The following is a 25,889-nucleotide window of genomic DNA, read 5'->3' as shown; positions in this document are numbered from 1 at the left end:
TATGGTAAACCTTTTAGAACTTTGCAAAAATTTACAGCAAAAAATAGAAAGGTTAGAAGCAAAAATAGAAAGATTGGAAAAAGAGAATGAAAGTTTAAAAGCAGAAAATAAGGCTTTAAAGATAGAAAATGCTGAGTTAAGAGAAAGACTCGGTTTAAGCTCAAAAAATTCATCAATACCAAGTTCCAAAGAGTTGTATAAAATAAAAAAGAATAAGCCGAAAAGCGAAAGGAATATTGGCGGTCAGGTTGGTCATAAAGGAAGTTTTCGCGCCAACATGGATGCAGATAAAGTAGTAAAGATAGAGTTGCCTAATACTTGCGAATGCGGAGGAGAAATTGCAATATGTGAAAAACCATATATTCATCAGAAAGTTGATCTTCCAGAAATCAAGCCTTATGTAGTGGAATATCAGTTAGAACATGGCCGTTGTCGGAGATGCGGAAAGAGAAGAAGTAGCAAGTTACCGGAAGGTGTTACGCCAAATACATTTGGTCCAAGGGTTAAGTCAATAATTGCAGCGTTCAGCGGATTCTACAAAAATTCAAAACGCGAAATAGCGAGTGTCGTAAATGATATCTTCAATTTGAACATAAGCGTCGGTAGCATATCAAATAGTGAACATAGAGTTGCTTCAAAATGCAAAAAAATGTATGAGCAGATCGAACAAGAGATAAGTAGGAGTAAAGTTCTACATATTGATGAAACGAGCCATTATAACAAAGGTAAACTCGCTTGGTGTTGGATGTTTGCAAGCAATACGGCAAGTTTTGTAAAATTTACAGAGTCAAGAGGAATGAAAGTTTTACAAAATAGTAAATTCTGCAATCGCAATAGCTTGGTAATAACTGACAGGTATGCAGCATACAATTATTTTGCCGATAAAAACAGGCAAATCTGTTGGGCACATTTATCAAGAGATTTTGAAAGATTAGCACATAGTTGGAATATTGAAGTTAAAGTTCTGGGTTGTTACTTGAGAAACGTGGCCACTGAATTATTTGCACTAAAAAAAGCTTTACTAAAAAGTGAGATAGATGTTTTGAGGTTTGTCAGACGTGCCAGAAAATTAAGAAAACGTACAAAGTATTACTTGAAGGAGATATCTCGTTTACCTGAAGCAATTGGAGCCTCTCGAGTTGCAAAAAATGTTCTGAGATCTGAAAGAATGATGTGGAAATTTTTAGATGACCCAGAAAATATTCCGCTGACAAATAACCACGCTGAACGGCAAATTCGGCATTATGTCGTTTATCGCAAAAACTCATATTTTACACAATCAAAGCGGGGAAATACATTCCTTGAGCGGATAATTTCATTATACTTAATTTGGAAACAAAGGGGTCTCAATCCTTTCCAAAATCTCCTATCTATTGTTTCTTAAACCACTCTCCTGAACGGATACAAATTATTTACATTTTTATACTATGCACATTACATCATGTGTTATTTAACCTTACAATAATTTTTTTATTCTTGCTGCTTCTTCAAATTCTAAATTTTCAGCATGCTCTATCATTTGCTTTCTCAAATCATCCTTATTAGTATTTACTTTCGGTTCTGCTATTGCCCTCTCCTGTAAGGTGTTTGATATAGGTTTTATTATAGTCTTTGGGACAATATTGTGCAATATATTATGTTCTTCTTGTTTTTTTCTTCTTCTTTCGGTCTCTTTTAACGCACGATCCAGAGAACCAGTGATTTTATCTGCATACAAAATTACTCTACCTTCAGCATTACGCGCAGCACGACCGATCGTTTGAATTAATGAAGTTTCCGATCGCAAAAATCCTTCTTTATCAGCATCCAAAATTGCAACCAACCCACACTCTGGAATATCAAGACCTTCCCTCAGCAAGTTAACACCTACTAAAACATCGATTTCTTTAGATCTTAATTTACATATAATTTCTATTCTCTCCAGCGCACCAATATCAGAATGCAAATAACTCACTTTCATATTCAATTCACTCATATATTCAGCTAAATTTTCAGCCATTTTTTTCGTCAATGTAGTGATTAAAACACAAAATCCCTTCCCTATTGTCACTTGTGCCTCATGAATTACATCATCAATTTGACTCTCTATTGGTTTTACAATGCAGATTGGGTCCGTAAGCCCTGTTGGACGGATAACTTGCTCTATAAATACATTACTGGTCTTTGCCAACTCATACTTTCCTGGAGTGGCTGAAATGTAAACAGTCTGCGGCCTAACTCCCTCCCACTCTTCAAATTTTAATGGACGATTATCAAAAGCGGAAGGGAGCCTGAAGCCATAGTCAATCAATTTCTTTTTACGCGCCTCATTACCACTGTACATCGCACCAACCTGAGGAACGGTGACATGACTCTCATCAACAAATAAAATTACTTCTTTGGGTAAATATTCAAACAAAGTAGGCGGTGGATCCCCAGCTTCCATTCCATAGAGATAACGCGAATAATTTTCAATACCTTTACATATTCCTGTTGTTCTCATCATTTCGATATCAAAATTAGTGCGTTGCTCGAGGCGCTTTGCTTCAACAATCTTGTTTTGCGAGTAGTAATAATCCAAGCGTTCATGCAGCTCTTTTTTGACTAGTTCAATTGCCTGCAACAAAGCCTCACGCGGGGTTATGTAATAGCTATTTGGAAAAATGGTGATTTTATTTACGCCTTTGGTAACATTGCCCGTTATAGCATCAACTTCAGAAATTTCTTCTATTTCATCGCCAAATAACGATAAACGCCAAGCTTTATTTTCATAATGGGAAGGAAATATATCAACAATATCGCCGCGCACTCTGAAATATCCTCTCTCAAACCTGGCATCAGAGCGCTTGTATTGAAGATCAGTTAAGTTGCTCAGGAAATCATTAATACGAATTTTATTTCCAACACTAAGCGGTATGATCATGCTGCGGTAGCTCTCAGGCGAACCAAGACCGTATATGCAGGAAACACTGGCAACTACGATCGTATCCCTGCGCTCCAAAAGGGAGCAGACGGTGGAATAACGCAGCATCTCAATTCTTTCGTTAATTGCAGAATCTTTTTCGATATAAGTATCAGTTTGTGGTAAATAGGCTTCAGGTTGATAATAATCATAATAAGAAATGAAGTATTCAACAGCATTATGGGGAAACAATCCTTTCATTTCCTCATAAAGCTGTGCTGCTAAAGTTTTATTGTGTGCCATAATTAATGCAGGCCTGTTTGTCCTTGCAATAACATTTGCCATAGTAAAAGTTTTCCCAGAACCAGTAACTCCAAGCAAAACCTGATCTCTTTTATTGCTATTTAGCCCTGCAATTAAGCTATCGATTGCCTGTGGTTGATCCCCAGCCGGTTGAAAACGTGTAGCGATTTGAAATTCCATAGACTTTACTTACTATCTTTGATTCATTGTATAGTAAACACTATATTGCTTTTAAGATAAGTTGTATAGCTATCGTAAAGCCATAAAACATTAACCAACAATGTCATGCAAGTAGCTGACACTGGAATCTTGTTTCAATGTTAAACAAAATACCATAGAATTCAAGAAGACAATTCCTAAAAAATCCCTACATCCAAAAAAAGGCAAAATGCTGCTTGAATAAGCTAAATTTTTTTAGATGCAAAAACAATAAAACATAGTTGATACTAAAGTTATAGTACTCCTATGACAACGTTACAAAAATTAAGGAAATGGATAGCTCTGATCAATTGGAATAGTATTTTCAGGTACCGGTGGTCAATATGACATTTTTAAAATAAAGATTTAGAACCTGTTTAAAATCTTCTCAATAGAAGAGAAATGAAGGAAAGAACGACCATTTGTAGGCTAGTGTTAAGTTTTCGCTCGCAATTTTTCCACAATCGTCTGCATTTTTCTAACCAAGCGAAAGATCGCTCTACAACCCATCTTTGTGGCAATACAGCAAAGGAATGTAATTCACTTCGTTTTATTACTTCTACAGTTGCTCCAATAATCGTTTTTATTTGAGTTGCAAAATTTTCTCCTGTATAACCTGCATCGACCAGTATATTTTTAACTTCCGAGAGGTTTTCTTTTGCGCTTTCAACCATTCTCACAGCACTGCTAACCCCAGTTGTAAATTAGAAAAAATAGAAAAGGTAAGGAAATAGGGTAAACTCCGAGGTATTTGATATTCATTCCTAAAATAGGAGGTTACCAATGAAAGAGAAAGTAACAGAAATCTTTTGTATAGTCGATGATTTTTGCAATACAGTCGATGAAAATTTTGCAGAAAAACTTCTACCAAGTGGCAAAAAACCAACCAGGACGCCAGAGATTACGCATTCAGAGATTTTTACCATAATATTGCTATATCAAGTGCGACAATTTTAAAATTTTCTATGTGCATTATTTGAAATTATTATACGAATCAGCGTTTCCAAAATTGCCATCCTATAGTAGGTTTATCAGGCTAAAATCGCGGGTTTTATGGTATTTAGCGCTCTTAATGCAATGGTTTTGCGAACAGTCAAAAGTGACAGGGATTTCGTACATAGATGCAACATCTATCGCTGTTTGCCATCCAAAAAGGACCTCGAGAAACAAAGTTTTCAAAGGGTTGGCAAAGATTGGAAAGACTACTTATGGGTGGTTTTTCGGTACATCTAGTAATCAATGAAACTGGCGAAATTCAAGGGGTTACGGTGATAAAAGGCAACGTTGATACCTGTGCCAAATTTAACTAAGAAATTGACTGGATTATTGTTTGGAGATAAAGGATATATCAAAAAAGATCTTTTTCACGAATTATTCGATAGAGGGTTAAAGCTTGTAACCAGTATAAAAAAGGGTATGAAAAACTCATTAATGGCGCTAAATGAGAAGATTTTGTTAAGAAAAAGATCGATTATTGAGACAGTTTTTGGCTCTCTGAAAAACAAATTTGAGATTGAGCATACTCGCCACAGATCACCGATAAATTTTTTGGTACACATTTTTTCTACGCTTGTTTCATATTCCATGCAGCCGCTGCATTTCTGAGCTTTACTTCGTTGGCTAATCCGCAACTGGGGTATATAGGGTTGACACCAAGGCAATATTCTTCTGGAGAAGTTGATCGGCATGGCAGCATATCAAAGATGGGACCAGCGGAATGTAGAAGTATGTTATATGAAGCTGCACAAACAATGCTTACAGTTACCAAGAGGACATTTAAATTAAAAAACTGGGGTTGCGAAGAAAAAAGGAATGAAAAAAGCAATTGTAGCAGTAGCAAGAAAATTAGCTGTATAGCCTTTCTTATAATAGTCCGAATGCGATAAGATATGTGTTTATGGCTATAGCAGGCCAGTAGCATATTACGGTCTGTTCGGATTATTGTAAAAAGAGCTATAATTATGCATAGGATGTTGGTTGATAAAACAGAATTTTATTATCAATAAACATCAAAAGAGCATAGGACAATAATTTTATTGAAAATAAAGATAGCAATGCCGATGGAAGGGACAAGCAAGAACTTAGTTAGACTTCGTGGTAAATATGTTGCCGTCCACTTCCGCCTAACAAGTATAATGCGGCTTGACAAATTTATTGTCATCTCAGACCGCGGAGAGAACCATATGCTACTTTTAACTTATGTAAAATTACCAAGGATTATGGAGAAGATATGCTGTTTTGATTTGTGTGAAAATTATTGTTGACTTATGTGCAATTAGAGAACCTAATACCAATTCCCATTACAGGGCAAACAGATGGACAATGATGGAAGAAAAGCCATACTGAAGTAAGTAAAATAGCGAGGTTTAAATGGCATTAAGATCAAAATTATTGGATGAAAAAGTAGTAGAATCAGCAAAAGAAATGCTGAAGAAAGTAAGGAATAATGCATATGTTTCAAAAAAACTAAATGCTGTAATTGCAGCAAAAAAGTACAGTATAACGGCTGTAGCAAAAATATATTGCATTTCAAGAAGCGCACTAACTTCGTGGGTAAAACTCTTGAAAATTGGCAGAGAAGAAAAACTGTTTGCTCCTTCACAACGTCGTAGAAAAACTAAATTAAATCAGGCTCAACTACAGCAAATTGAAGAGTGGATAGAAGAAAATCCTAATATCACCATTAAAGAAATGAGAATAAGAATCCAGGAAAAGTTCGGATTAAATATCAGCAAATCTACAGTACACCGCCATATGCAAAAGATGAAATTCTCATATATTACACCAAGACCAGTTCATAATGGACAAGATAAAAGCAAACAAGAGGAATTCAAAAAAAAATCTCAATTGAGCTATTAGCAAGTATCCAGAAAAAGAGCTATTTTTCTTTGATGAATCACGGTTTGGCACACATTCAAAAGTTGGACATGGGTGGTTTAAAAAGGGGATTAGAACACAGGTTAAAACAAAATTAGGTAGGCAAAATTTCTATCTCTATAGTGCAGTTAATCCTAGAAATGGAGAGAGTTCTAGCTTATTTGCACCAAATGTCAACACTGATTGCATGAACATATTTCTTGAGCAAATTTCGCAATATCTAGAAACACGAGAGGCTTTTCTCGTTATGGACTGTGCTAGTTGGCATAGGTCAAAAAATTTAAAGGTACCTAAAAATATCGACATTATATACCTACCTCCATACTCACCTGAGCTAAATCCTGTTGAGAGGCTTTGGTTATATATAAAACAGAACATTTTGCGCAATAAAATATACGATACAATTGCTCTACTTGAGGGTGCTTTGTGCAAATTTATTACTTCTCTTGCCAGCTCCACAACTAAACAACTCTGCAATGTTTCCTATTTGACTGGACAACAATGAGAATTGGTATTAGTTAAAAAAAGTTTGGGAATAGAATGTGAACTTATGGAGCCATTGACATGTACCATCAAAGCAAGCTTTTTCTAAAGCAAGGTATAAGATTTGCCATACAGGCTTTCAAGAATTTAAGCATCCAAACAGCCTATCAGGATGAACCTGAGTTGGAGAGGCTATAGACTTATTGCAGCAGATGGTTCTGGTATGAGATTACCCAGCTCTGGGGAAATTGTATCCGAGTTTGAACCAAATGGAACAACAGGCACCATTGGCAATTTGTTTGTTGATTTGTGTACTTCGCTGATTTGTAGTGCTCGTCTTGCAGCTTGGAATATAGGTGAACAAACGTTGGCGGCAGAGCAATTACCCGAAGTTATCACTCAAATGCGTTTATTAAATCAAGAGAAATTATTATTTATCTATGATCGTCTTCAGTAAAATTCATTCAGCAGCATTATGATTTGGAAGTAGATTTTATTTTTCGCTTGCAAAAAAGAAATTATAGTAAGCTATGGGAACGCTGGCGAATTAGATTTTGATTTTATATTAGAAAATGAAAAGCTAAAAAATAAAATGAAAGGACAGAAAGTAAGAGTTATAGTGCTGACATTAGCCAACTGAGAAACAGAGTTTTTGACCGAGACTTTGGAGCAAAGCTTATGTGCTAAGGTGGCACATAGAGGAAACGACTCAAAGTAGGAGCAGAGTTAGAGAATTTTTCTGGAGAGGCTGTATTACAAGAATTTTGGGCAAACTTGGTCATGTGCAATATATTATCGCTTCATATATGTGATGCACAAGGGCCTTGGAACCCAGATCAAATTACTGAGTATCGTTTAAATTTTTCAGTTTTATTTAGTGTAATGAGACAGAAACTCTATCAGGTACTTATTGCACCAAAAAACTTTCAAGCCCTTTTTAAGTATACGCGCTAAAGTTAAAATCCGACCGGGACAGCCGCAATAAAGTAGATAAGCCTAAACGCCATCATGTCTTTAGGAGAGTTTGCTAATGAAAGTTCTTAAGTTGACGTCATTGACTGTTCCGATTCGTTATATGACATAAGAGCATCATATATTTCATGCAATGTATTTGAGATGTTTTTTTCCATATGTTGATTAATATGCCCATATATTGTCGTCTCTTCCGAACACTCTGTATCTTTATGTATATGATTTTGTTGCTTTAATTCTTCTCTATCTACACTCTCTATTCGCTCTGACACTAGCATAACTACCCCATATTTTACATAACGAAATAAAAAATTCTAACTGTAGTATGCTTATATAATCTACGAAGTCAATAGTTAAATTGAAAAGTTTCGGTTATAATTTACTTCATATAGAACATGCCCTTGAATTATGCTAAAAATCGCCATAGTAGGCCTACCAAATGCTGGAAAATCGACCCTATTCAACAGATTAGTAGGAAGAAAAGCAGCAGTAGTGAGTAACATTCCAGGAGTGACAAGGGATAGGCGAGAGGGAATGGGGAGAATTAGCGATTTGGAGTTTAAAGTTATAGATACAGGAGGATGGAACGACCAAACTAATTTTTCACTACAAGTTATTGAACAAATCGAATTTTCTTTATCCAATTCAAACATAATTTTCTTTCTTGTTGATGCAAAAGTGCAAAATGAGCGAAATGAAGAGTTTGCAAAGTGGCTGAAGAGAAAAATAAATAAACCTGTAATACTAGTAGCAAATAAATGCGAGAGTCATAAATCCGAAAATGTTGATTATTTGCAGTTTTTTGATTTTCTTGGCCCGGTGTATATCTCTGCCGAGCATAATCTTGGCATGGTTGATCTTTATGATGCATTAGCTGGTGTTATTGAAAATTTTAACGAGAACACTGAGTTACCTAACAATGAACTGAGTAGGCTGAGGATCGCGATCATCGGCCGTCCGAATGTTGGAAAATCAACTTTTTTAAATGGTTTACTTGCAGAAAACAGACTAATAACAAGTTCAGAGCCAGGTACCACACGTGATTCTGTGGATATTACATATGATCATGATGGAGAGTTAATTACTCTAATTGACACTGCCGGAATCCGCAGAAAGGCGAATGTTGTAGATGGCTTAGAATCAAGATTTGTTGAGAAAAGCATGGAATCAATCAAGCGCTCTCATGTGGTAGTTTTAATGCTAGACTCCCTAGTTGGTATTGAGCAGCAGGATTTATCAATTGGTGAAGCTGCAATTAAGGGAGGGAAAGGGATTATTGTTGTTTTAAATAAGTGGGATTTAATAGGTAAGGATGACAGAAGCAGGTTAATAAAATTTGTCAAACAACAGGAAGTAACCAGGTTATTCTTGGAAGTGCCAACTATAACAATTTCTGCGTTAAAAGGCATGCGCTGCGGTGATGTGATAGATAAGTGTCTTGAAGTGAGTGAATCCTTGAACAAGAAGATCAGCACTGCAAAACTGAATAAGTGGCTCATAGATGCTGTAGGAAAACATTCTCACCCTCTTGTAAAAGGCAAAGCAGTTAAAATGAAGTATATCGCTCAAATTGGTACTAAACCTCCAGCTTTTTCTTTGATATGTAACATACCTGAAAGTGTTGATGAAAGTTACAAACGCTATTTAATTAACGATCTCAGAAAAAATTTCTTTGCAGACGGTGTGCCAGTTAGATTGCTTTTGAAAAAAAATAAAAATCCCTATGTAAAATGAATACTCTGCTTTATACTTTCAGGGGTAATTTACTTAAAGTTATGTGTAATAATTCCAGAATTCCTGCAATCTTTCTGCTGTCGAGTGCCGCTGCTCTAATTTTTGCATATGTGCTAGAATATTTTTTCAACATGCTGCCATGCAAGTTATGTACATACGAGCGAATAGTTTACTATATCGCCGGATTACTTGCAGTAGCGTGCATGCTTAAAGACAACAAAATTCTAATCTATGCAATGTTTTGCAGCTACCTCATAGGTGCAGTAATATCTTTTTATCATGTAGGTCTTGAACTCCACTTATTTCATGATGTTTTAGGTTGTACAGAGCAAGCAAGTGGTAACGTTAGTATAGAAGAGCTCAGAAATAATCTACTAAATCCTAATTACTCTCCATCTTGTGACAGACCTCATTACGTTCTAGGTGTTTCCTTAGCAACATGGAATCTAATTTATCTCATAGTAGCTCTGTTCGTATCAGGTAAGGTGTATTGTGGAGAAAGAAAGAAATCTAAATAATTTAAGGTACAGCAACAATCAGTTCTTGCAACAGGCAATTAGAGTAGATCACGCTGGAGAATATGGAGCTATTTGCATTTATTCTGGTCAAAAATTTATTCTTAAGAAATCTTCTATAATCAATGAAATAATTGAAATGGAAGAGCAGGAAAAAAAGCATTTTCACTATTTTAATGAGAAAATCAAAGAGCAAAAAGTTCGTCCTACTGTTTTGTTGCCTGTTTGGCGTGTTTTAGGAGTGTCGCTTGGCGTTGCAACTGCCATTATGGGCAAAAAAGCTGCTATGGCTTGCACTGCTGCAGTTGAAGAAGTTATCGGGGAGCACTACAAAGAGCAAGTTTCACATTTAGAAGATGGGGAATTAAGAGAAACTATAAGTAAATTTCGCGACGAGGAGTTAGAGCACAAAGATATTGCAATTCAGCACAATGCTGAAAGCGCATTTGGCTACAACATTTTATCATCATTCATAAAAACAGGCTGCAAAACTGCTATTTACTTGTCTAAGTTAATTTAACTAAGCAGCTTTCTTAAAGTGTTTTAAATGTTCTGATAACAACAGAAACCAGGAAGGAATTCAAGTGTAACAATTATTTTATAACTATATTTACATATCACCATTATTAATAAATAATTAGTATTTGTAAATTAAATACATCTAAAGTATAGACTGCAAAGGAGGCAAAAGTGCGTTTTAATTTAGAAGAGGGAAATGCTCTTATGTAATACCTGCCACAGGTTCACAACTGTACGAACATTCATTTTTGAAGGTAAATTGCACAGCAAATGGTGTCATTCCAGTCTGTAATCCAGAAATTTTGCTTATAACTGAGCTGATAAGCTAAAGGTAATTGTCTTACACTAAAACAAACGTTTTTAATTAAGTTGCATAGAAACAGTGTCTGGGCACTGGGATGACACCCCACTGGTGGTCCAAACTACAACGTTCGTACAGTTGTGGATTCCAGACTGGGATGACACCCTACTGATGGGCCCAAATCACAATGTTCGTACAGTTGTGGGTCAGGCTATAGGATGACAGAAGTTGACTTTATTAGCTATAGGTGGTATGACACTTAGTCAGTTTAAGTAAGCAGATGATCTTAGCTACAAAAGTATTTTTTACCTCATTTGTTTTTGGGTTCATTCTTTTTCCCTATTTTATAAAGCTTCTAAAAAAAATAAGCAAAGATGGGCAACCAATTAGATCATGTGGACCAGAAAGTCATTTAATAACAAAAAAGAATGTACCACCTATGGGCGGAATAATAATACTGATTTCTTCTTTATTACCAATTTTACTCTGGGCTCAGTTAACACCAGAAATTTTGCTGCTGATATTGATAACTCTATTTTTTGCTCTACTTGGATTTATTGATGATTATTTAAAATTGAAGACAAATCACTATCGAGGTTTAAGTGCAAAAACCAAAATACTTATTCAGTTTATTGTTGCTCTGGTTGGTGTGTTTATACTTAAGCTATACTCTGCTGAAGGTTTTACAAAAACGTCCCTATTTAAAGGAGTAATAATAGATTTTGGCTATCTATATGTTCCGTTTGCTGCGTTTGTAATTGTCGGCTCTTCTAATGCTGTGAATCTCACAGATGGTTTGGATGGCCTTGCTGCAACTCAAGTTATCACTTCCTTTGCTTTTTTGGGGCTAATTGCATATATAACTCAGGCAGATATGAATATTACTTTATTCTGCATTGCATTTATAGGAGCTATTCTAAGTTTCTTGTGGTTTAACACACATCCAGCAAAAATATTTATGGGTGATGTTGGTAGCTTGTCGGTAGGTGCGGCTTTAGGGTTAACTAGTGTCCTAATTAAAAGAGAAATGCTTTTTGCCATTATTGGAATAATCTTTGTAATAGAGACTCTATCTGTTATTATTCAGATATCATATTTTAAATATACAAAGTTTAAATATGGAGAAGGAAAAAGAGTTTTTCTTATGGCACCAATACATCATCACTTTGAGAAGAAGGGATGGTCAGAAAATGCAATCGTTATGAAATTTTGGATAATTTCTATTATCTGTTCAGTTTTTACTATAACTTTCTTATTATAAAAACCTATGAAATACCCAGACTTTACATTAGAAAATAAATTATCAGGAGTGATAGCAGGAGTGGATGAAGTTGGAAGAGGTCCGCTAGCTGGTCCAGTAATATCCGCAGCCGTAGTGTTTATTGATAGAAATACAATTATTGATGGAATCAACGACTCGAAAAAGTTGACTCCTCAATGTAGGCAAGTCCTATATGAAAAAATAATATCCGTTGCAAAATTTGGTATAGGAATGGCAAGCGTAGAAGAAATAAATTCATACAATATCTTGCAAGCAACAAAACTTTCAATGAAACGTGCGTTGATAGACTTGGACCTAGAGTTAGATTATGTGCTAGTTGATGGTAATCAACCACCTGAAGTGAAATGGCAAGTGAAATCCATAGTAAATGGTGATAATTTGAGTACATCAATTGCAGCAGCTTCAATCGTTGCAAAAGTTACGAGAGATCGGCTTATGCAAGAATTGCACAATAAGCATCCTGAATATAATTGGTATAAAAATAAAGGATATGGGACAAAAGAGCACCTTAACGCTATTGGCCTTTATGGAATTACAGAACATCATAGAAAAAACTTTGCACCCATATCTCGGGCATTATAGCCTTTAGATAGTAATCACTTACCTTTTTTGAAAGGCATGTTTTCATTAAATAGGCAAACTGTACTCGATCCATTCCTTAAGGTAAATACTGAACTTACCCTTTCGATTATCAGATAGGTGTCAACTGTACGGAAATTTACTAAAGACTCATATCCTGCAGAATCAACCATAAAAACTGCCGGGAAATCAGAGTTTATTTTATTGAATTGTAGATATGTAAATTTTCCATCATCAAAAACCTTGATTGGTATTATTGACTGACTGCCTTTAACGTGCGAGATGGAATAATTAAAATTTAAACCCTTCTTTACAACTTCAATATCGTTTATATCAGGAATAATGGTATGACTAGCTTGTTCGAGGATATCACCGTTATTTGTTGTGTAAATCTCATCACTGCTAAATAGTGGATAAAGAAACCTTACTTCATATGCTAATCTTGGATCATCTAGTCCAGTTGCTTCTTCAGCATGAAGTTCAAAGTAATAAACTCTTTTATTGGTAATTATAGTTGCGTTGGTATCGGCAATATCATCTATAGGCTTAATAAACAATCTGTTACCTTGAGGAAGGAGTTGCCAACCAGTTGAATCACCCATTGAAAGGTTTTGTATTACCTCCCCTGGTTCAAACAATATACTGGACTGATAACCATAAAAACCCGTATACTTATGTATAGCCTGTGGGTTATAATTTATTACCTTTATGTGATTATCTCCAGCTATTGAACGTGGCTCCTGTTTTGCAAGTGCATCACTACCACAGAGGAACAATAGTACGGCAAACAGTAAACCAATCATAATATCAAAATGAATTGATCTTCATTTTATCATTAATAGACATGCACTGCAACTGTTAAGGCACTTTCTATACTATAAACCCCAAAGCAAGCGGTAGAAAAGGCAAGAAATAAGGCAAACTCCTTAAATACTTTAGAACTACAGGAGGCTTTACCTGAACGGATATACTTGGAATCCTGCCATTTTCACTTTATAAACATACCAAGAATTCTGTCCATTATTCCACCCATATTTGCTTCAGCTTGAGTATACTCTATTTTACCACCATGCAAGATTAGTTTAATATCTGATCCAGGTGATATATTAACAAATTTACTGCCAACAACTCCACTGCTAGTGATCAGAGCTGAACTATCAATTGGCAATTTTATGTCTTTGCTTATACACATATCGATTCGTGCTACGTAGGTAGCTTTGTCAAGTGATACACCAGTTATGCTTCCAACATCTACACCAGAGATCTTGACACTATCACCAACTCCTATACCGTTAGCGTTAGCAAAAAGACCATATATTTTATAGCAATCCTTATAGTTTTTCTTTATGTAAGATAGCTTATCAATAGCAAAGAAAATCAGAAAAATAGTAAAAATTAATACAAATAATCCAGCGGTTATTTCAAGTATATTTGACCTTCGCATCTTTAGTTATCAGGACTCCAGCTTTTATAGTAATTTTTCACTTTTTGGTTTGGATAGTATGCATTTTTTGTACCCGTTAAATTAGGAGTATGTTTTACTTTTCTTTTTTTATTATTAACTGGTACTACATTATCAGTATAGTGAAGCCATATATGCCATTCCGGAGGCACTGTTGTAGGCTCAGAAACACTGCTATACATAACCCACCTTTTTCCTTTACTTGATTCATAGTAAGAATTTCCATTTTCATCTCTTCCTACAAATTTATCTTCTCTTCGTAATAGGCGTTTTATTGCATTACAAATTTTAGATAACATAAGGGTATTAAAACAAAAAGTATTATATATACTAATACTTTAACGATATATTAACAACAATTTAATGCAATTACCAATCTTACAAGTTATTATCCCAATAATTGCATCAATGTTTTGCTTTCTTGCCAAGAAACACAAGGTATCTTGGTTTATTTCTTTTATTGCAACAACAATCACTCTTATCATTTCATCAATACTACTCATTAAAACATATAAAGGTGAAATTATAACTTATCACCTTGGAAATTGGGCTCCTCCGTATGGAATAGAGTTAAGAATCGACGTGTTAAATTCCTTAATTCTAACCCTAGTGAATTTTATAGCGCTGATTAGTGTGCTTTATAGCTTTTATATTAACGAAAAAGAGATTAGCAAAAACAAAATCACTGGTTTTTACTCTCTATTTCTACTGTGCTTAAGCGGACTGCTCGGGATTCTAGTAACAAACGACATATTTAACCTTTACGTTTTCTTGGAAATTTCATCTCTTTCTTCTTATGCATTAGTTTCAATGGGAAGGGATAAAAAAGCCTTGGTTGCAGCATTTGAATATCTAATTAGTGGAACAATAGGTGCAACATTTTATTTATTTGGCATCGGGCTCTTGTATTCAATGACTGGAACGCTCAATATGTCTGACATGGCTGAAAGAATAGTTCCATTATACGATAACAACATCATAAAACTTGGCACGTTGTTCATTTTTGTTGGTCTCTCAATCAAAATGGCACTGTTTCCATTAAGCAGGTGGCTGGTTAATGCATATAGTGAGGCGCCAAGTTTCATTAGCATATTCTTTTCAGGCACAGTGACAAAAGTGATGATATATGTTTTCATCAGAATCTTTTATACTGTTTTTCATCAAAATTTTTTCTTGTTTAAGCCGCTACTGGACAATGTGATAATTATCCTCGCACTTTGCGCTATTGTATTTGGGTCGATATTTGCAATAACCGCAAAAGACATAAAAAGACTGCTTGCTCACTCTAGTATTAGCCAAATTGGTTATATAATTTTAGCACTGAGTTTTAACTCAAAAACAGGTGTATTTGCAGCAATTCTTCACATAGTAAACCACAGCATAATAAAAACATCTTTATTTATGGCTGCAGGATGTATTTCTTACAAATTTGATACAACAAAAATAGAGAATTTATCGGGACTCAAGAAATCAATGCCTTATACAGCACTTGCGTTCACTCTACTCAGTTTAGCATTAATCGGTGTGCCTTTAACAAATGGCTTTGTAAGCAAGTGGTATATAATGAAAGCAATTATCGAATCTCGCGCGTGGATTTCCCTGATAGCTTTTGCTGCCGGTTCTTTTCTTGCACTAATATACATGTGGAAGATGGTAGAGAAAATGTATTTTGAAAATGATGCAACGTCACGCACTAGAATGACACTAGGCAAAATTAATGATGTGCCATTTCCTATGCTTTTCTGTCTATTGTTTATGGCAGCTTTAACAGTAGTAACTGGAATATATAGCACTCCAATTCGGTTAGTAGTTGAGAAGTTGGTTTTTTGATTTTTATCTTTGTTTCATATTTTACTATACTTTAAGGTTATAAGGTCTTTATTGTGGGTAGGCTGAAGAAGATTCATTGGTTATTAGTCATTAATGTGATAGCGCTGTTTTGCGTTGGCATTGTTGTTCAATACTCTTCTGCTGGAGGAAAGTGGGTGCCATTTGCGATTCACCAACTGGTCATATTTTCCTTCTTTTTCCTACTCGCTATAGCTATGTCATTCATAGAGCTAGATTTTTATTTGAAGTACGCCTACTTTTTTTATATAGCAGCAGCGATTTCACTATTAGCAGTAAATTTTTTTGGCTCACACATAATGGGTGCAACAAGGTGGATAAGAATTGGATCAATTAGTTTGCAACCATCAGAATTTGCAAAAGTAGGCTTAATACTTGCGCTTGCTCGCTATTTTGATAAGCAGAGTGTATATAAAGTGATGGAATTTAAAAGATTGCTTAAGGCACTTATAATTATTTTCTTACCCGTGTTCTTGGTGTTAAAACAACCTAATTTAGGCACAGCTATGATAATGTTATTTATAGGGATGTCAATTATATTCACAGCAATAATAAAAAGATCTCATTCGATAATATGTGGAACGCTTGGCATTTTTGCAGTACCAGCTATTTGGCCTTTTTTACGTCCTTATCACAAGCAAAGGATATTGTCATTTTTGGATTCATCAGTGGATCCACTTGGAATAGGTTATAATGCGCAGCAATCTCAGATAGCTATTGGTTCAGGAGGTTTACTTGGTAAGGGCTTTGTTAACGGAAGTCAAACTCAACTTGGATTTTTGCCGGAGAAACGTACGGATTTTGCTTTTGCAGTGCTGAGTGAGGAGTGGGGCTTTTTAGGTAGCATGGCTTTAATTTTGCTTTATACCTCATTACTTGGAATAATTTTCTCTATCGCTTATAGGTCGAAAAATTATTTTTCTAAGTCGGTATCTATCGGCATTTTCTCCTTTTTTAGTGCTCATTTCTTTATAAACATCGGAATGACAATGGGCCTCTTACCTGTGATAGGCGACCCATTGCCATTTCTGTCCTATGGAGGAAGTACAACTGCCGCAAGCTTAATATGCATAGGATTATTGCTGGCAATAAAAGCAGATGAACAACAAAATGCTTGTATTTTACCTATGCTAAAGTAAAATTAAATTTTACTTAATAGTTTTTATGCTAGATGAAATGCGTGAGGAGTGTGGGGTATTTGGTATAAGTTGCAACCAAAGTGCTGCTTTTAACTCTATACTTGCTCTCCACGCTTTGCAGCATAGAGGTCAAGAGTCTTTTGGCGTAGCAACCAGTAACAACGATAAGCTGCACTCTTATCACTTTCAAGGTCAAGTGAGCAGCGTATTTGATGATATAGATGAAATAAAGAAATCCTTACCTGGAGATTGTGCAATAGGTCATGTTCGATACTCAACAAGTGGTAGTAAATTTGGAGTGCAGCCCATGTTTGGCAAAAGTGGCAAATTTGGGGATTTTGCCATAGCACATAATGGTAATTTAATTAATATTTCTCCGATACGCGAACAATTAATTAAACAAGAGTGTGTTTTTCAGTCAGATATTGACACAGAAGTAGTAGTACATCTGACAGCAAGCGGTGAAAAAGATAGCTTCTTAGAGAGTTTTATATATGCATTAAAGCAAATACAAGGTGCTTATTCTTTTGTGGCAATCAATCAAGAAGTAGTTATTGGAGTACGTGATCCATCTGGAATCAGGCCTCTTGTTTTAGGAAAGTTAAACGGTTCTTACGTTCTTGCATCTGAAACTTGTGCTCTTGATATAGTAAATGCAGAGTTTGTTAGAGAAATAGAACCAGGCGAATTAGTTACCATCAGTTTGGATAGTAAGCTAGCCTCAATGTTTCCTTTCCCACAGCAAAAATCAAGTTTTTGTATTTTTGAATACGTTTACTTTTCGAGACCAGACAGCATAATGGAGAATAGGTCTATATACGATACAAGAAAAGAAATAGGAAGAATACTTGCGAAGGAAAGTCCACCAAAAAACAATGTGGATATGATTGTACCAATACCTGATTCTGGAATACCTGCAGCTATTGGATATGCAAAGCATTCAGGGTTACCTATGGAACTGGGAATAATTCGTAATCATTACATAGGAAGAACTTTTATACAACCAACCGCTGAAGTACGTAAAGTTAGAATAAAATTAAAATTCAATGCTAATAAGCACACTTTGAAAGGTAAAAACATAATTTTAATAGATGATAGTATAGTGCGTGGTAGTACGTTAACAAATATAATAGTTATGCTAAAGGATGCAGGAGTAAAAGAGATTCACCTCAAAATTTCAAGCCCACCAATTAAGCATTCTTGTTTTTATGGAATAGATACGCCAGAGTGCAAAGATTTAATTGCTGCAAATAAATCTGTAGAGGAAATTAAGGAAATTATAGGAGTAGATAGCCTAGCCTTCTTGAGTATTGATGGACTATATCAGGCTGTTAAAGGAGAGGTGCGTAACAATGCTACACCACAATATTGTGATGCTTGTTTCACTGGTGATTATCCGATTGGCAAATAGTCTACGCAAGGTCTTAAGTTTAGAAAATCTTAAACCGCCAAAATTTCTCTTGGCCTTTACTAATTCCGATTCTCGGAGTGCAAATATAACCTGGTTTGAGGTGGGATTGGCTTTGTTGCATCGCTACTTATGAAAGGCTAACTATAATTAGGATTATAAGCAACTTATTGAAAATCTTGTTTTTTTTGCAATCGATCTGATCAAATTTAAGAATAGTAACTTGTTATTTATATTAATAAATTTAATTCTATTGAAAATAGCTAAAGCATTGAAATTCTTGAATTTTAGCCGGATTAGTGAGTGGTAGTGAAATTTCTTTTACTCAAATTTAGGTATTCACTGACCGTTCTTGTTATAAATACCAGAATAATAAGCTACTGATATTCTCCACCTTTTTTATCTTTAATCCATCATAGCTAGCGATGCAACAAAGCCCACTGGGATCCAGAAGACTTAATTTCAACCAAGTGGCTGCATAATAAAGGCTGGATTCCAGTGTCTAGGCACTGGGATGACACCATTTGCTGTGGAAATTGCTCTCAAATCACAATGTTCGTACAGCTATGGATTCATTCGCGGTATAGATTCCGCTAACTAGTAGCGGAATGACGAATTTGTTGTTTTAAAATTGTCAGTAAATCTAAGTTAGTTTAGCTATATAGCACGAACTAAACCACTAAGCAGCAGAAGACCTTGCATGACCTCCAAAAAATGCTTTTACTCTTTCAAGATAAGTAGGTGGTTCTGCAGGGATTTCTATTTCATCTATTTTAGAATATATTGCCGCGTCTACGACTTCATCCGTTATTAACTCCCTTAACCTTTGTTTTATCTGCCCTCTCTGAATATGCTCCCCATAGTCGTTATAAAACTTTACATATAATTCCTTAAACACGAATTCTTTTATAGCATCTCTTGTATAAGAAATGCCGTCCTTTACTTCATCACTCACGTTGCTCAAATCCACCCCAGAACTTGGTGAATACAAATTATCAAAATTTTCTTTCAAAACTTTTATTTTATGGTAGTGCTTATCCACATATTTCTCAAGAAATCTTTTAGTAGCATTACCAGCCAACTTCCCCATTAGCTGAGGCTCCAGTTGAGCTGCAAAGTTGTTTTCTGCTTCAAGGCCACTTAATGCATAAATAATACGGAGAAGCATTCCAGGACCACATTGGCGGTTACTTTCTTCAAAGCGAACCAGTAATATAGATTTCAATAGTTCTACGTCTGCATTTTGCTCTCTTGCCGCAATTAAAACTAAATTTATAGCCTGTGTCAATGTCAATCCGGTTTGTGAATCTACCCAATTTACCCACTCCCCAGTTTCATAACCATCCAATCTTAGATAAGGTTCTATCATTCGTTTTTGCTGACTTGTTAAACCGCTTATATAACTTTTAAACTCTTCATCCAACTCATTTAACGGCGTACCATGTTCTTCCTTTAATTTTTTGGCACATTCAATAACGCTTTGCTGAAAACTTCTAGTATGAACGCTCTGACTACTAGTACCCACATCACTTACATTAAACAAAAAGCTTAGCTGCTTTACATTCAAACCCAAAGGTGAAAAGAGTTTTACTGATGGATATTTTATTAACTCAAGAAGTGCTACTGGAATTAGCAGTGCATAATTTAACAATAATAAACAAAAATTAAATATAAGAAACCCACGTAGAGCTGATACCTTTGATGCAATATACAAAAATGGAAGCTGTAGGTAATATATCAAGCGTATACTGAAGAATAAGATTTTGTCCTTTAATTTTATTGTTGGATCTTTATAAACCTCAAACAACATGCTATTGCTATCAATATTGTTGTTTTTAAAGGAGGTATAGTTGTTTATGATCTTCTCTTGCAAGGGAAGAAGCATTTTATTCAGGCAAATAAACGCAGCAATAACAATAAAACCTGTAGCCAAAAATGCTAGTGCAGGGCTAGAAGTGCTTGTAGATAAATAGGCATAAAGACCATCAACAATTAAGTTTTTGTATAATCTTTCAAAGGGACGAACTAGAATCGGGTCAAGGATATAGTTAACAAGAAGATTTAAATAATACATGAGAAACAAAAGTGCAATCAAAAATGCAATAATACTACAAACAATCAAAAATGCTTTTAATCTCGGATTCATAACCCCCTCTTAATAATCTGTTAATATAATCTATTTTAGGAATAAATTGAAAAAAATGCAAGTTTTTATGTTAAAAGATCAATTGAAATTTCTGAGTTTAGGGTATATTGTTAATCTATTTAGATAAGAATTATTGTGTCAAATAAAATAGGTTTTTGGGCTATTTTTGCCTTAGTGATTAGCAGCCAAATTGGCTCTGGAATTTTTATGCTTCCAATTAGCCTTGCTCCATATGGCACGTATAGCCTTATAAGCTGGATAATATCAGGGCTTGGTGCTATATCTCTTGCTTTAGTTTTTGCCTCACTCTGCGCAAAATTTCCGGAAACGGGTGGCCCTCACGTCTATGTAAAGCATGCTTTTGGCCCTGCTGCAGCTTTTTTTGTTGGTTGGACGTATTGGGTGATCTCATGGGTTAGCACAACAGCCGTAATAGTTGTGGGTGTTGGTTATCTTACACCATTTTTCCATGAAGATATTCAAAACGTACATCTGTTTTTAGAGATGTTATTACTTACAATTATTACACTAATAAATTTTAGAGGAGTAGCTACTGCTGGACGTGTTGAGTTTTTATTGACGGTGATAAAAATTTCTGTATTGCTTGTAATACCTATAGCAGCATTGTTTTTTTTTGATAGAAATAACTTCATCATAAGTGAAGAAATATCAAATCTTACAACATCGCAGATTCTTGCCCGTTCTACACTTATTACTCTATGGGGTTTTATTGGAGTTGAATTGGCAACAGCACCTGCAGGGTCAGTTGATAATCCAGCTAGAACAATACCAAGAGCTGTGGTACTTGGAACAATCTCTGTTGCTGTTGTGTATTTTATCAACAATCTTGCAATTATGGGATTAATAAATGGCAATGATTTAGCAAGTTCAAGAGCACCATATGTTGACGCAATAAAAATTATGGCCTCTGGCAATTGGCACTTGATTATTTCTATAACTGCGTTCATTTTTTGTGTTGGTACTCTAAACGCTTGGGTACTAGCTAGTGGACAAGTGGCCCTTGGCCTTGCAAAAGATAAACTGATGCCACAGTTTTTTGCTCAAAGAAACAAGCACGGTTCTCCTTTCTGGGGCATAACAACTAGCTCAGTTGGAACTGCAACTTTACTAATCCTCACTTCAAGCAACAATTTTGCTAAGCAGATCACATCAATTATCGACTTTTCTGTAGTTTCATTTTTATTTGTTTACCTTGCATGCAGTCTTGCTTTTCTCAAAGTTATTGTGCAAGAAAAGAGTTGTTACAAATTTTTAATTGGCAGTATAGCAACAACCTTTTGCTGCTGGGTAATATTTGAAACTTCTGTGAATACCTTGCTGATCGCAAGCTTATTCACTGCAAGTGGCGTACCTCTTTATTTATTTTGGTATCGCAGAGTTTCTGTATAGCAAATGTTATGTATCTGTTCAGCAGAGTGGCAAAATAAGGTAGACGAGAAAAGACAACTATAGGAAGAAATGGGTGTCATGCCAGTGCGTGACACTGGCATCCAGTTCTTTCGCGCAGTTCCATCAAAAACGTTGTAAAGGATTAATCGCTTTCGTGTTTACCAACTTAGTGCCCAATCTGGATCCCAGTCGGCTTTGTTGCATAGCAACTGAAAAATCTGGTGGCTACTGACAAAATTCATTATAAATAGCGATTTAACTGTTGAAGAAAAAATATGCCACAAAAAATGAGGGTCAGTAACCATAGCGAATATAACAAATTTCTAGAAAAAAGAGGAAATATTTTTCATTATACCAACGAAGCCATAGAAAAGTGGTACGAGAATGGTCCAAAAATACCAGGTGGCAACAATATTTATAGCGATAAAGTTGTAATTTTGGTGCACATAATAACTTGTTTATTTAGAATAGGCCTGAGGCAAACAGTTGGGTTTATAGCAGGATACCTTGAGCAAATTGGGAAAAATTTGCAAGTTATCAGCTATTCACAATCATCAAGAAGGTTTAAGAAACTCAATATTAAGATCAATGATTGCAGAAAATAATATGGAAGATATCGAAATTGCTATAGACAGTACAGGAATTAGTATATACAACAACACTCCTGGTCATAGCAAAGAAAATAGCGAAGATAGAAAGTATCGCAGCTATGAACAGACAAGAAAATTGCATGTAATGTTGAATACAAACAGCAAAAAAGCCATAGCTGTAAAATACAGTAACGGTGTCTACTCTGATCACTATGGAGCTTGTGATTTGCTAAAAGAAGTCGATTTTCAGTATGTCATAAAAGTACTATATGCAGATAGGGCATATGACAGAGAAAAGCTCTATAAGCTGTGTAATCAATATGGTATAAAAACGAAAATTCCTCCGAAAAACAACGCAGCAGAGCATCCAAAATTGGATTATATGCTTGATAGAAATGCCGCTATTCAGTTAATGAAATTACATGGTGAGAATGGTATAAAAAGATGGAAAGAAGAAGTAAATTACGGAAAAAGATCGTATATTGAAGGATTTTTCTCAAGGTTGAAGCGAATATTTGGGTTTAGTTTTAGGAGCAAATCTGAAATTAATCGTGAGAAGGAACTGCTACTCAAGTGTTATTTGCTTAACAAATTTACTGAAATAGGCATGGCTAAGTTTGAGATAGCTTCATGAATTTATTGTACGTTACCTACTATCCGAAGAGCGATGCAACAAAGCCATCCCAGTGTCTAGGCACTGGGATGACACCATTTGCTGTGCAATTTACCTTCAAAAATGAATGTTCGTACAGCTATGGAATGAATCGTGGTATGACGCGTTAGCTATAGCTTTGTCTTCCCTTTTCTGAATGGCTTGCAAGCTGCTATCTCTACAAAAACTATATTTTTCTTCAGAAGAGAGTTATATTGTAACTATGGACAAAATAATCATAAAAAAATTTGGTGGGACTTCGCTAACTGATTTAAACCGAGTTGCAAATTTGATAAAAAACGATATTGAGAAAGGTTGTAATGTAATCGTTGTTGTATCTGCTGTTGCAGGATTTACTGACCAAATGGTTTTTCAGGCTAGGCAAATCTCAAATTTAAGTTATAGACAAGAGTTATCAGAGTATGACGTTATGCTTTCAGCAGGAGAACAAATCTCTTGCGGTCTATTAGCTATCACTCTCCAATCGATCGGAGTTAATGCTAAATCGTGGCTTGCCTGGCAGTTACCAATTGTAACTGATGATTTTTATTCTGAGTCTAAAATAAAAACAATAAAGATTGAACGTGTGAAAAGATCTTTTGCTGAGGGTTATACTGCTGCGATCATTGCTGGTTTTCAGGGTATAAATGATGATAGAATCACTACTTTTGGAAGAGGAGGCTCTGATATATCAGCAGTTGCCTTCGCGGTAGCCTTTGGTGTTAGAACTTGCGAAATTTTTACTGATATTGATGGAATATATACAGCAGACCCGAGAATTGTTCCAAAGGCACGCAAGCTCAAATTTATCTCTTACGATGAAATGTTGGAAATGTCGTCATCTGGTGCTAAAATACTGCATAATCGTTCAGTACAACTTGCAATGAAACATAACATTAAAGTGCAAGTGCTATCCACTTTTAAGGAAGTAGAAGGCACCACAGTGCTACACAAAAGGGATGTACTAGAGAGATACTTAATGACTGGAATAACTTATAGCACTAATGAAGCTCTTGTAACTTTCACTAACCTTGCAAATAACTTGCGTACTTTAAGAGATATAGCAGGAGCAAACGTTAAAATTGATATGATACATGGGTCAAGTTTTGTTATCTCCAAATTTGATATTGATTTAATGGAAAAGTTACTGAATAAGAATGAAAATTATGCTATAAACGATAATGTAGCTAAAATTTCAATAATTGGTATTGGTGTTATGTCTAACACTGAAGTGATGCACCGCACACTCAAGGTTTTAAGCGAAAAAAAGATAGAAATACTTGCTATCACAACATCTGAAATCAAAATCAGTATAATTGTTCAAAAAGAATGCGCTGTAGCTTTAGTCAAAGATTTACATACTGAGTATGAGCTTGATATGCAGCACTAGGATAGGCTTGACGTCCAGTTGTCTAAGAGTATGTCTTGAAAAGGAATGAGGAAAAAAATATGATAGTGTAAGTAAAAAATAGGAGGGAAAATTGTATCCAAGTGATATAAGTGATAAGGAATGGGAAATTTTGGAGCCACATGTTGCACAAGGAAAGATAGGGAGGCCAAGAAAGCACAATATCAGAACAATTATTAATGCAATAAGGTATATAATGAGAGGTGGTTGTCAATGGAGAATGCTGCCGAAAGATTTTCCTCCATGGAAGACGGTGTATGACTATTTTCTCAGGTGACGTAGTAATGGCAAATTGGAAAAAATACATAATATGCTAGTAAAAGAGGTAAGAAAAATGTTTGGTAAAAATGAAACACCTTCAGTAGGAATAATTGACAGTCAATCAGTAAAAACCACTCAAAAAGGGGATCCAGAGGATATGATGCTGAAAAAAAAATAAAGGGTAGAAAACGTCATATTGTTGTAGATACAGTGGGCTTAATTATTGCGGCTGATGTTCATAGTGCAAGTGTTCAAGATCGTGATGGTGCTCTAAATCTTTTCACTCAAGCTAAATACAAGGCTCCAACTTTACGTAAGTTTTTTGCTGATCAAGGATACATAGCAAAACCGCTGTTTATTGGAGACAGGATACGATTACCAAGAAAGCTGTTGATGTTACAGGATTTTTCGACAATCTGGACCACAATTTAGCACTGCAGGCTATCAAGAAGCACACAGACTGCAAATGGGTCATACTGTATGTTGAAAGGTGGATGAAATCCCCTATTCAGCAAGCAGATGGCAGTAAGGTAGTTAGGGAAAAAAGGAGTTCCGCAAGGAGGTTCAATAAGCCCAATCATTTCAAACATATTTATGCACCATGCATTTGATATATGGATGAAACAAAATCACCCAACAGTACCATTTGAAAGATATGTGGATGATGCGATAGTGCACTGCAGAACTAAAAGACAGGCAGAATTTATGCGAGCAGCAATTGAAGAAAGATTGGCACAATGTAAGCTAAAATTGCAACCTGATACCAATGCCATTCCAAAACTCCATCATTATACTGCCTTAGTATAACCTTCTCACTTCTATTGTCTATTTGTTTGTTATGTAATAGAAATTGGTATGAGATTGAAGAATTAAGTGTGAACGGTTACAGAATTTTTGCCAGGAGAAACATATAGTTGAAGT

Annotated in this window: 25 protein-coding genes and 4 pseudogenes; 21 read left to right on the top strand and 8 right to left on the bottom strand. The window is 35.4% G+C overall.

The features are described 5' to 3' along the window. Position 1 precedes the first annotated feature (1 nt). Positions 2 to 1,384, top strand: a complete 1,383-nt coding sequence (locus ABWU47_RS06990; RefSeq protein WP_353285577.1) for an IS66-like element ISWen3 family transposase — start codon at positions 2 to 4, stop codon at positions 1,382 to 1,384. A 72-nt stretch (positions 1,385 to 1,456) separates the two neighbouring features. On the opposite strand, the gene uvrB is transcribed toward ABWU47_RS06990, so the two are convergent. Both uvrB and ABWU47_RS06980 read right to left on the bottom strand, forming a co-directional pair. Continuing rightward, positions 1,457 to 3,364 (bottom strand): excinuclease ABC subunit UvrB, encoded by a 1,908-nt coding sequence (gene uvrB / locus ABWU47_RS06985; RefSeq protein ID WP_353285642.1) that lies wholly within the window; start codon positions 3,362 to 3,364, stop codon positions 1,457 to 1,459. 395 nt (positions 3,365 to 3,759) lie between these two features. Next, positions 3,760 to 4,032: pseudogene (locus ABWU47_RS06980) on the bottom strand (transposase); the annotation flags it as partial. A 133-nt stretch (positions 4,033 to 4,165) separates the two neighbouring features. Between ABWU47_RS06980 and ABWU47_RS06975 the strand changes: the two are divergent. The 4 genes and pseudogenes from ABWU47_RS06975 to ABWU47_RS06960 all read left to right on the top strand — a co-directional run. Continuing rightward, a pseudogene (locus ABWU47_RS06975) lies at positions 4,166 to 4,987 on the top strand (IS982 family transposase). A gap of 11 nt (positions 4,988 to 4,998) precedes the next feature. After that, positions 4,999 to 5,268 (top strand): transposase, encoded by a 270-nt coding sequence (locus ABWU47_RS06970; protein ID WP_353271208.1) that lies wholly within the window; start codon positions 4,999 to 5,001, stop codon positions 5,266 to 5,268. 484 nt (positions 5,269 to 5,752) lie between these two features. Further along, a protein-coding gene (locus ABWU47_RS06965) for an IS630 family transposase (RefSeq protein WP_410530063.1) occupies positions 5,753 to 6,764 on the top strand; the annotation gives its coding sequence in 2 pieces (ribosomal slippage) (positions 5,753 to 6,232 and positions 6,234 to 6,764; 1,011 coding nt in all). A gap of 3 nt (positions 6,765 to 6,767) precedes the next feature. After that, a pseudogene (locus ABWU47_RS06960) lies at positions 6,768 to 7,773 on the top strand (transposase); the annotation flags it as partial. A gap of 9 nt (positions 7,774 to 7,782) precedes the next feature. On the opposite strand, the gene ABWU47_RS06955 reads toward ABWU47_RS06960, so the two are convergent. Then, a complete protein-coding gene (locus ABWU47_RS06955; protein WP_353285641.1) occupies positions 7,783 to 7,992 on the bottom strand; it encodes a hypothetical protein in 210 nt (69 codons plus the stop codon). A gap of 130 nt (positions 7,993 to 8,122) precedes the next feature. Between ABWU47_RS06955 and der the strand changes: the two genes are divergently transcribed. From der to ABWU47_RS06930, 5 genes are all read left to right on the top strand, one after another. Continuing rightward, complete coding sequence (der, locus tag ABWU47_RS06950) at positions 8,123 to 9,448, top strand: ribosome biogenesis GTPase Der (RefSeq protein ID WP_010963041.1); 1,326 nt, start codon at positions 8,123 to 8,125, stop codon at positions 9,446 to 9,448. Then, positions 9,445 to 9,966 carry a disulfide bond formation protein B gene (locus ABWU47_RS06945; protein WP_077188363.1) on the top strand — a complete coding sequence of 174 codons (522 nt, stop codon included), beginning with the start codon at positions 9,445 to 9,447 and terminating at the stop codon, positions 9,964 to 9,966. The genes der and ABWU47_RS06945 overlap by 4 nt, the downstream gene beginning before the upstream one ends. Further along, on the top strand, positions 9,941 to 10,483 hold the full coding sequence (locus ABWU47_RS06940) for a demethoxyubiquinone hydroxylase family protein (protein WP_006279362.1): 543 nt from the start codon (positions 9,941 to 9,943) through the stop codon (positions 10,481 to 10,483). The genes ABWU47_RS06945 and ABWU47_RS06940 overlap by 26 nt, the downstream gene beginning before the upstream one ends. Before the next feature lie 580 nt (positions 10,484 to 11,063). Continuing rightward, positions 11,064 to 12,044: a phospho-N-acetylmuramoyl-pentapeptide-transferase gene (gene mraY, locus ABWU47_RS06935; RefSeq protein ID WP_065094848.1), complete on the top strand. Its 981-nt coding sequence runs from the start codon at positions 11,064 to 11,066 to the stop codon at positions 12,042 to 12,044. Between the two features lie 6 nt (positions 12,045 to 12,050). Next, complete coding sequence (locus ABWU47_RS06930) at positions 12,051 to 12,647, top strand: ribonuclease HII (protein WP_015589381.1); 597 nt, start codon at positions 12,051 to 12,053, stop codon at positions 12,645 to 12,647. A gap of 14 nt (positions 12,648 to 12,661) precedes the next feature. Here the strand turns inward: ABWU47_RS06930 and virB9 are convergent, their stop codons facing one another. The 3 genes from virB9 to ABWU47_RS06915 all read right to left on the bottom strand — a co-directional run bounded on the left by virB9 (position 12,662) and on the right by ABWU47_RS06915 (position 14,405). Next, positions 12,662 to 13,447 carry a P-type conjugative transfer protein VirB9 gene (gene virB9, locus ABWU47_RS06925; RefSeq protein WP_006280053.1) on the bottom strand — a complete coding sequence of 262 codons (786 nt, stop codon included), beginning with the start codon at positions 13,445 to 13,447 and terminating at the stop codon, positions 12,662 to 12,664. A gap of 185 nt (positions 13,448 to 13,632) precedes the next feature. Continuing rightward, positions 13,633 to 14,088, bottom strand: a complete 456-nt coding sequence (gene mlaD, locus ABWU47_RS06920; RefSeq protein WP_006280054.1) for an outer membrane lipid asymmetry maintenance protein MlaD — start codon at positions 14,086 to 14,088, stop codon at positions 13,633 to 13,635. Positions 14,089 to 14,090: 2 nt separating this feature from the next. Continuing rightward, complete coding sequence (locus ABWU47_RS06915) at positions 14,091 to 14,405, bottom strand: NADH-ubiquinone oxidoreductase subunit NDUFA12 family protein (protein WP_006280055.1); 315 nt, start codon at positions 14,403 to 14,405, stop codon at positions 14,091 to 14,093. Between the two features lie 64 nt (positions 14,406 to 14,469). Here ABWU47_RS06915 and ABWU47_RS06910 point away from each other — a divergent pair, with 64 nt between their 5' ends. From ABWU47_RS06910 to purF, 3 genes are read left to right on the top strand one after another with little or no spacing between them, the layout of a single operon-like run. Further along, a complete protein-coding gene (locus ABWU47_RS06910) occupies positions 14,470 to 15,936 on the top strand; it encodes a proton-conducting transporter membrane subunit (protein WP_077188365.1) in 1,467 nt (488 codons plus the stop codon). A 53-nt stretch (positions 15,937 to 15,989) separates the two neighbouring features. Next, on the top strand, positions 15,990 to 17,093 hold the full coding sequence (rodA, locus tag ABWU47_RS06905) for a rod shape-determining protein RodA (RefSeq protein WP_077188366.1): 1,104 nt from the start codon (positions 15,990 to 15,992) through the stop codon (positions 17,091 to 17,093). Positions 17,094 to 17,118: 25 nt separating this feature from the next. Further along, the gene (gene purF / locus ABWU47_RS06900; RefSeq protein WP_077188367.1) at positions 17,119 to 18,504 is read left to right on the top strand and encodes an amidophosphoribosyltransferase; all 1,386 of its coding nucleotides are present in this window, start codon (positions 17,119 to 17,121) and stop codon (positions 18,502 to 18,504) included. Here purF and ABWU47_RS06895 read toward each other — a convergent pair. Further along, positions 18,486 to 18,607 (bottom strand): annotated as a pseudogene (locus ABWU47_RS06895) (3-methyladenine DNA glycosylase); the annotation flags it as partial. The gene purF and the pseudogene ABWU47_RS06895 sit on opposite strands and share 19 nt — an antisense overlap. A gap of 573 nt (positions 18,608 to 19,180) precedes the next feature. After that, the gene (locus ABWU47_RS06885; RefSeq protein WP_077188368.1) at positions 19,181 to 20,647 is read right to left on the bottom strand and encodes a hypothetical protein; all 1,467 of its coding nucleotides are present in this window, start codon (positions 20,645 to 20,647) and stop codon (positions 19,181 to 19,183) included. 135 nt (positions 20,648 to 20,782) lie between these two features. Between ABWU47_RS06885 and ABWU47_RS06880 the strand changes: the two genes are divergently transcribed. From ABWU47_RS06880 to ABWU47_RS06845, 8 genes are all read left to right on the top strand, one after another. After that, positions 20,783 to 22,057 (top strand): APC family permease, encoded by a 1,275-nt coding sequence (locus tag ABWU47_RS06880; RefSeq protein ID WP_077188369.1) that lies wholly within the window; start codon positions 20,783 to 20,785, stop codon positions 22,055 to 22,057. A 275-nt stretch (positions 22,058 to 22,332) separates the two neighbouring features. Continuing rightward, entirely contained in the window at positions 22,333 to 22,662 is a 330-nt protein-coding gene (locus ABWU47_RS06875) for a transposase (protein ID WP_049973609.1), read from the top strand. After that, complete coding sequence (locus ABWU47_RS06870; protein ID WP_082246250.1) at positions 22,646 to 23,281, top strand: transposase; 636 nt, start codon at positions 22,646 to 22,648, stop codon at positions 23,279 to 23,281. The genes ABWU47_RS06875 and ABWU47_RS06870 overlap by 17 nt, the downstream gene beginning before the upstream one ends. Beyond that, positions 23,278 to 23,430, top strand: a complete 153-nt coding sequence (locus ABWU47_RS06865) for a hypothetical protein (protein ID WP_353285640.1) — start codon at positions 23,278 to 23,280, stop codon at positions 23,428 to 23,430. Before ABWU47_RS06870 ends, ABWU47_RS06865 begins: the two co-directional genes overlap by 4 nt. A 92-nt stretch (positions 23,431 to 23,522) precedes the next feature. Then, a complete protein-coding gene (locus ABWU47_RS06860) occupies positions 23,523 to 24,689 on the top strand; it encodes an aspartate kinase (protein ID WP_077188380.1) in 1,167 nt (388 codons plus the stop codon). A gap of 91 nt (positions 24,690 to 24,780) precedes the next feature. After that, positions 24,781 to 24,984, top strand: coding sequence for an IS5 family transposase (locus tag ABWU47_RS06855; protein ID WP_007549940.1), 204 nt, complete (start codon positions 24,781 to 24,783; stop codon positions 24,982 to 24,984). 158 nt (positions 24,985 to 25,142) lie between these two features. After that, complete coding sequence (locus tag ABWU47_RS06850) at positions 25,143 to 25,400, top strand: transposase (protein WP_138264905.1); 258 nt, start codon at positions 25,143 to 25,145, stop codon at positions 25,398 to 25,400. Between the two features lie 162 nt (positions 25,401 to 25,562). Beyond that, entirely contained in the window at positions 25,563 to 25,775 is a 213-nt protein-coding gene (locus ABWU47_RS06845) for a hypothetical protein (RefSeq protein WP_065094389.1), read from the top strand. The last annotated feature ends 114 nt before the right edge of the window (positions 25,776 to 25,889 follow it).

This window comes from Wolbachia endosymbiont (group A) of Gastracanthus pulcherrimus (assembly GCF_964028265.1).
GTDB classification, from domain to species: Bacteria; Pseudomonadota; Alphaproteobacteria; order Rickettsiales; family Anaplasmataceae; genus Wolbachia; species Wolbachia pipientis.
This window is presented reverse-complemented; position numbering and strand designations above follow the sequence as displayed.

Coding starts and splice junctions, on each gene's coding strand:
- virB9 (WP_006280053.1), bottom strand. CDS start 13,447: ATGATTGGTTTACTGTTTGCCGTACTATTGTTCCTCTGTGGTAGTGAT.
- mraY (WP_065094848.1), top strand. CDS start 11,064: ATGATCTTAGCTACAAAAGTATTTTTTACCTCATTTGTTTTTGGGTTC.
- ABWU47_RS06945 (WP_077188363.1), top strand. CDS start 9,445: ATGAATACTCTGCTTTATACTTTCAGGGGTAATTTACTTAAAGTTATG.
- uvrB (WP_353285642.1), bottom strand. CDS start 3,364: ATGGAATTTCAAATCGCTACACGTTTTCAACCGGCTGGGGATCAACCA.
- purF (WP_077188367.1), top strand. CDS start 17,119: ATGCTAGATGAAATGCGTGAGGAGTGTGGGGTATTTGGTATAAGTTGC.
- ABWU47_RS06930 (WP_015589381.1), top strand. CDS start 12,051: ATGAAATACCCAGACTTTACATTAGAAAATAAATTATCAGGAGTGATA.
- ABWU47_RS06860 (WP_077188380.1), top strand. CDS start 23,523: ATGGACAAAATAATCATAAAAAAATTTGGTGGGACTTCGCTAACTGAT.
- ABWU47_RS06870 (WP_082246250.1), top strand. CDS start 22,646: ATGATTGCAGAAAATAATATGGAAGATATCGAAATTGCTATAGACAGT.
- ABWU47_RS06910 (WP_077188365.1), top strand. CDS start 14,470: ATGCAATTACCAATCTTACAAGTTATTATCCCAATAATTGCATCAATG.
- ABWU47_RS06875 (WP_049973609.1), top strand. CDS start 22,333: ATGCCACAAAAAATGAGGGTCAGTAACCATAGCGAATATAACAAATTT.
- mlaD (WP_006280054.1), bottom strand. CDS start 14,088: ATGCGAAGGTCAAATATACTTGAAATAACCGCTGGATTATTTGTATTA.
- ABWU47_RS06915 (WP_006280055.1), bottom strand. CDS start 14,405: ATGTTATCTAAAATTTGTAATGCAATAAAACGCCTATTACGAAGAGAA.
- ABWU47_RS06885 (WP_077188368.1), bottom strand. CDS start 20,647: ATGAATCCGAGATTAAAAGCATTTTTGATTGTTTGTAGTATTATTGCA.
- ABWU47_RS06865 (WP_353285640.1), top strand. CDS start 23,278: ATGAATTTATTGTACGTTACCTACTATCCGAAGAGCGATGCAACAAAG.
- ABWU47_RS06990 (WP_353285577.1), top strand. CDS start 2: ATGGTAAACCTTTTAGAACTTTGCAAAAATTTACAGCAAAAAATAGAA.
- ABWU47_RS06845 (WP_065094389.1), top strand. CDS start 25,563: ATGCACCATGCATTTGATATATGGATGAAACAAAATCACCCAACAGTA.
- ABWU47_RS06955 (WP_353285641.1), bottom strand. CDS start 7,992: ATGCTAGTGTCAGAGCGAATAGAGAGTGTAGATAGAGAAGAATTAAAG.
- der (WP_010963041.1), top strand. CDS start 8,123: ATGCTAAAAATCGCCATAGTAGGCCTACCAAATGCTGGAAAATCGACC.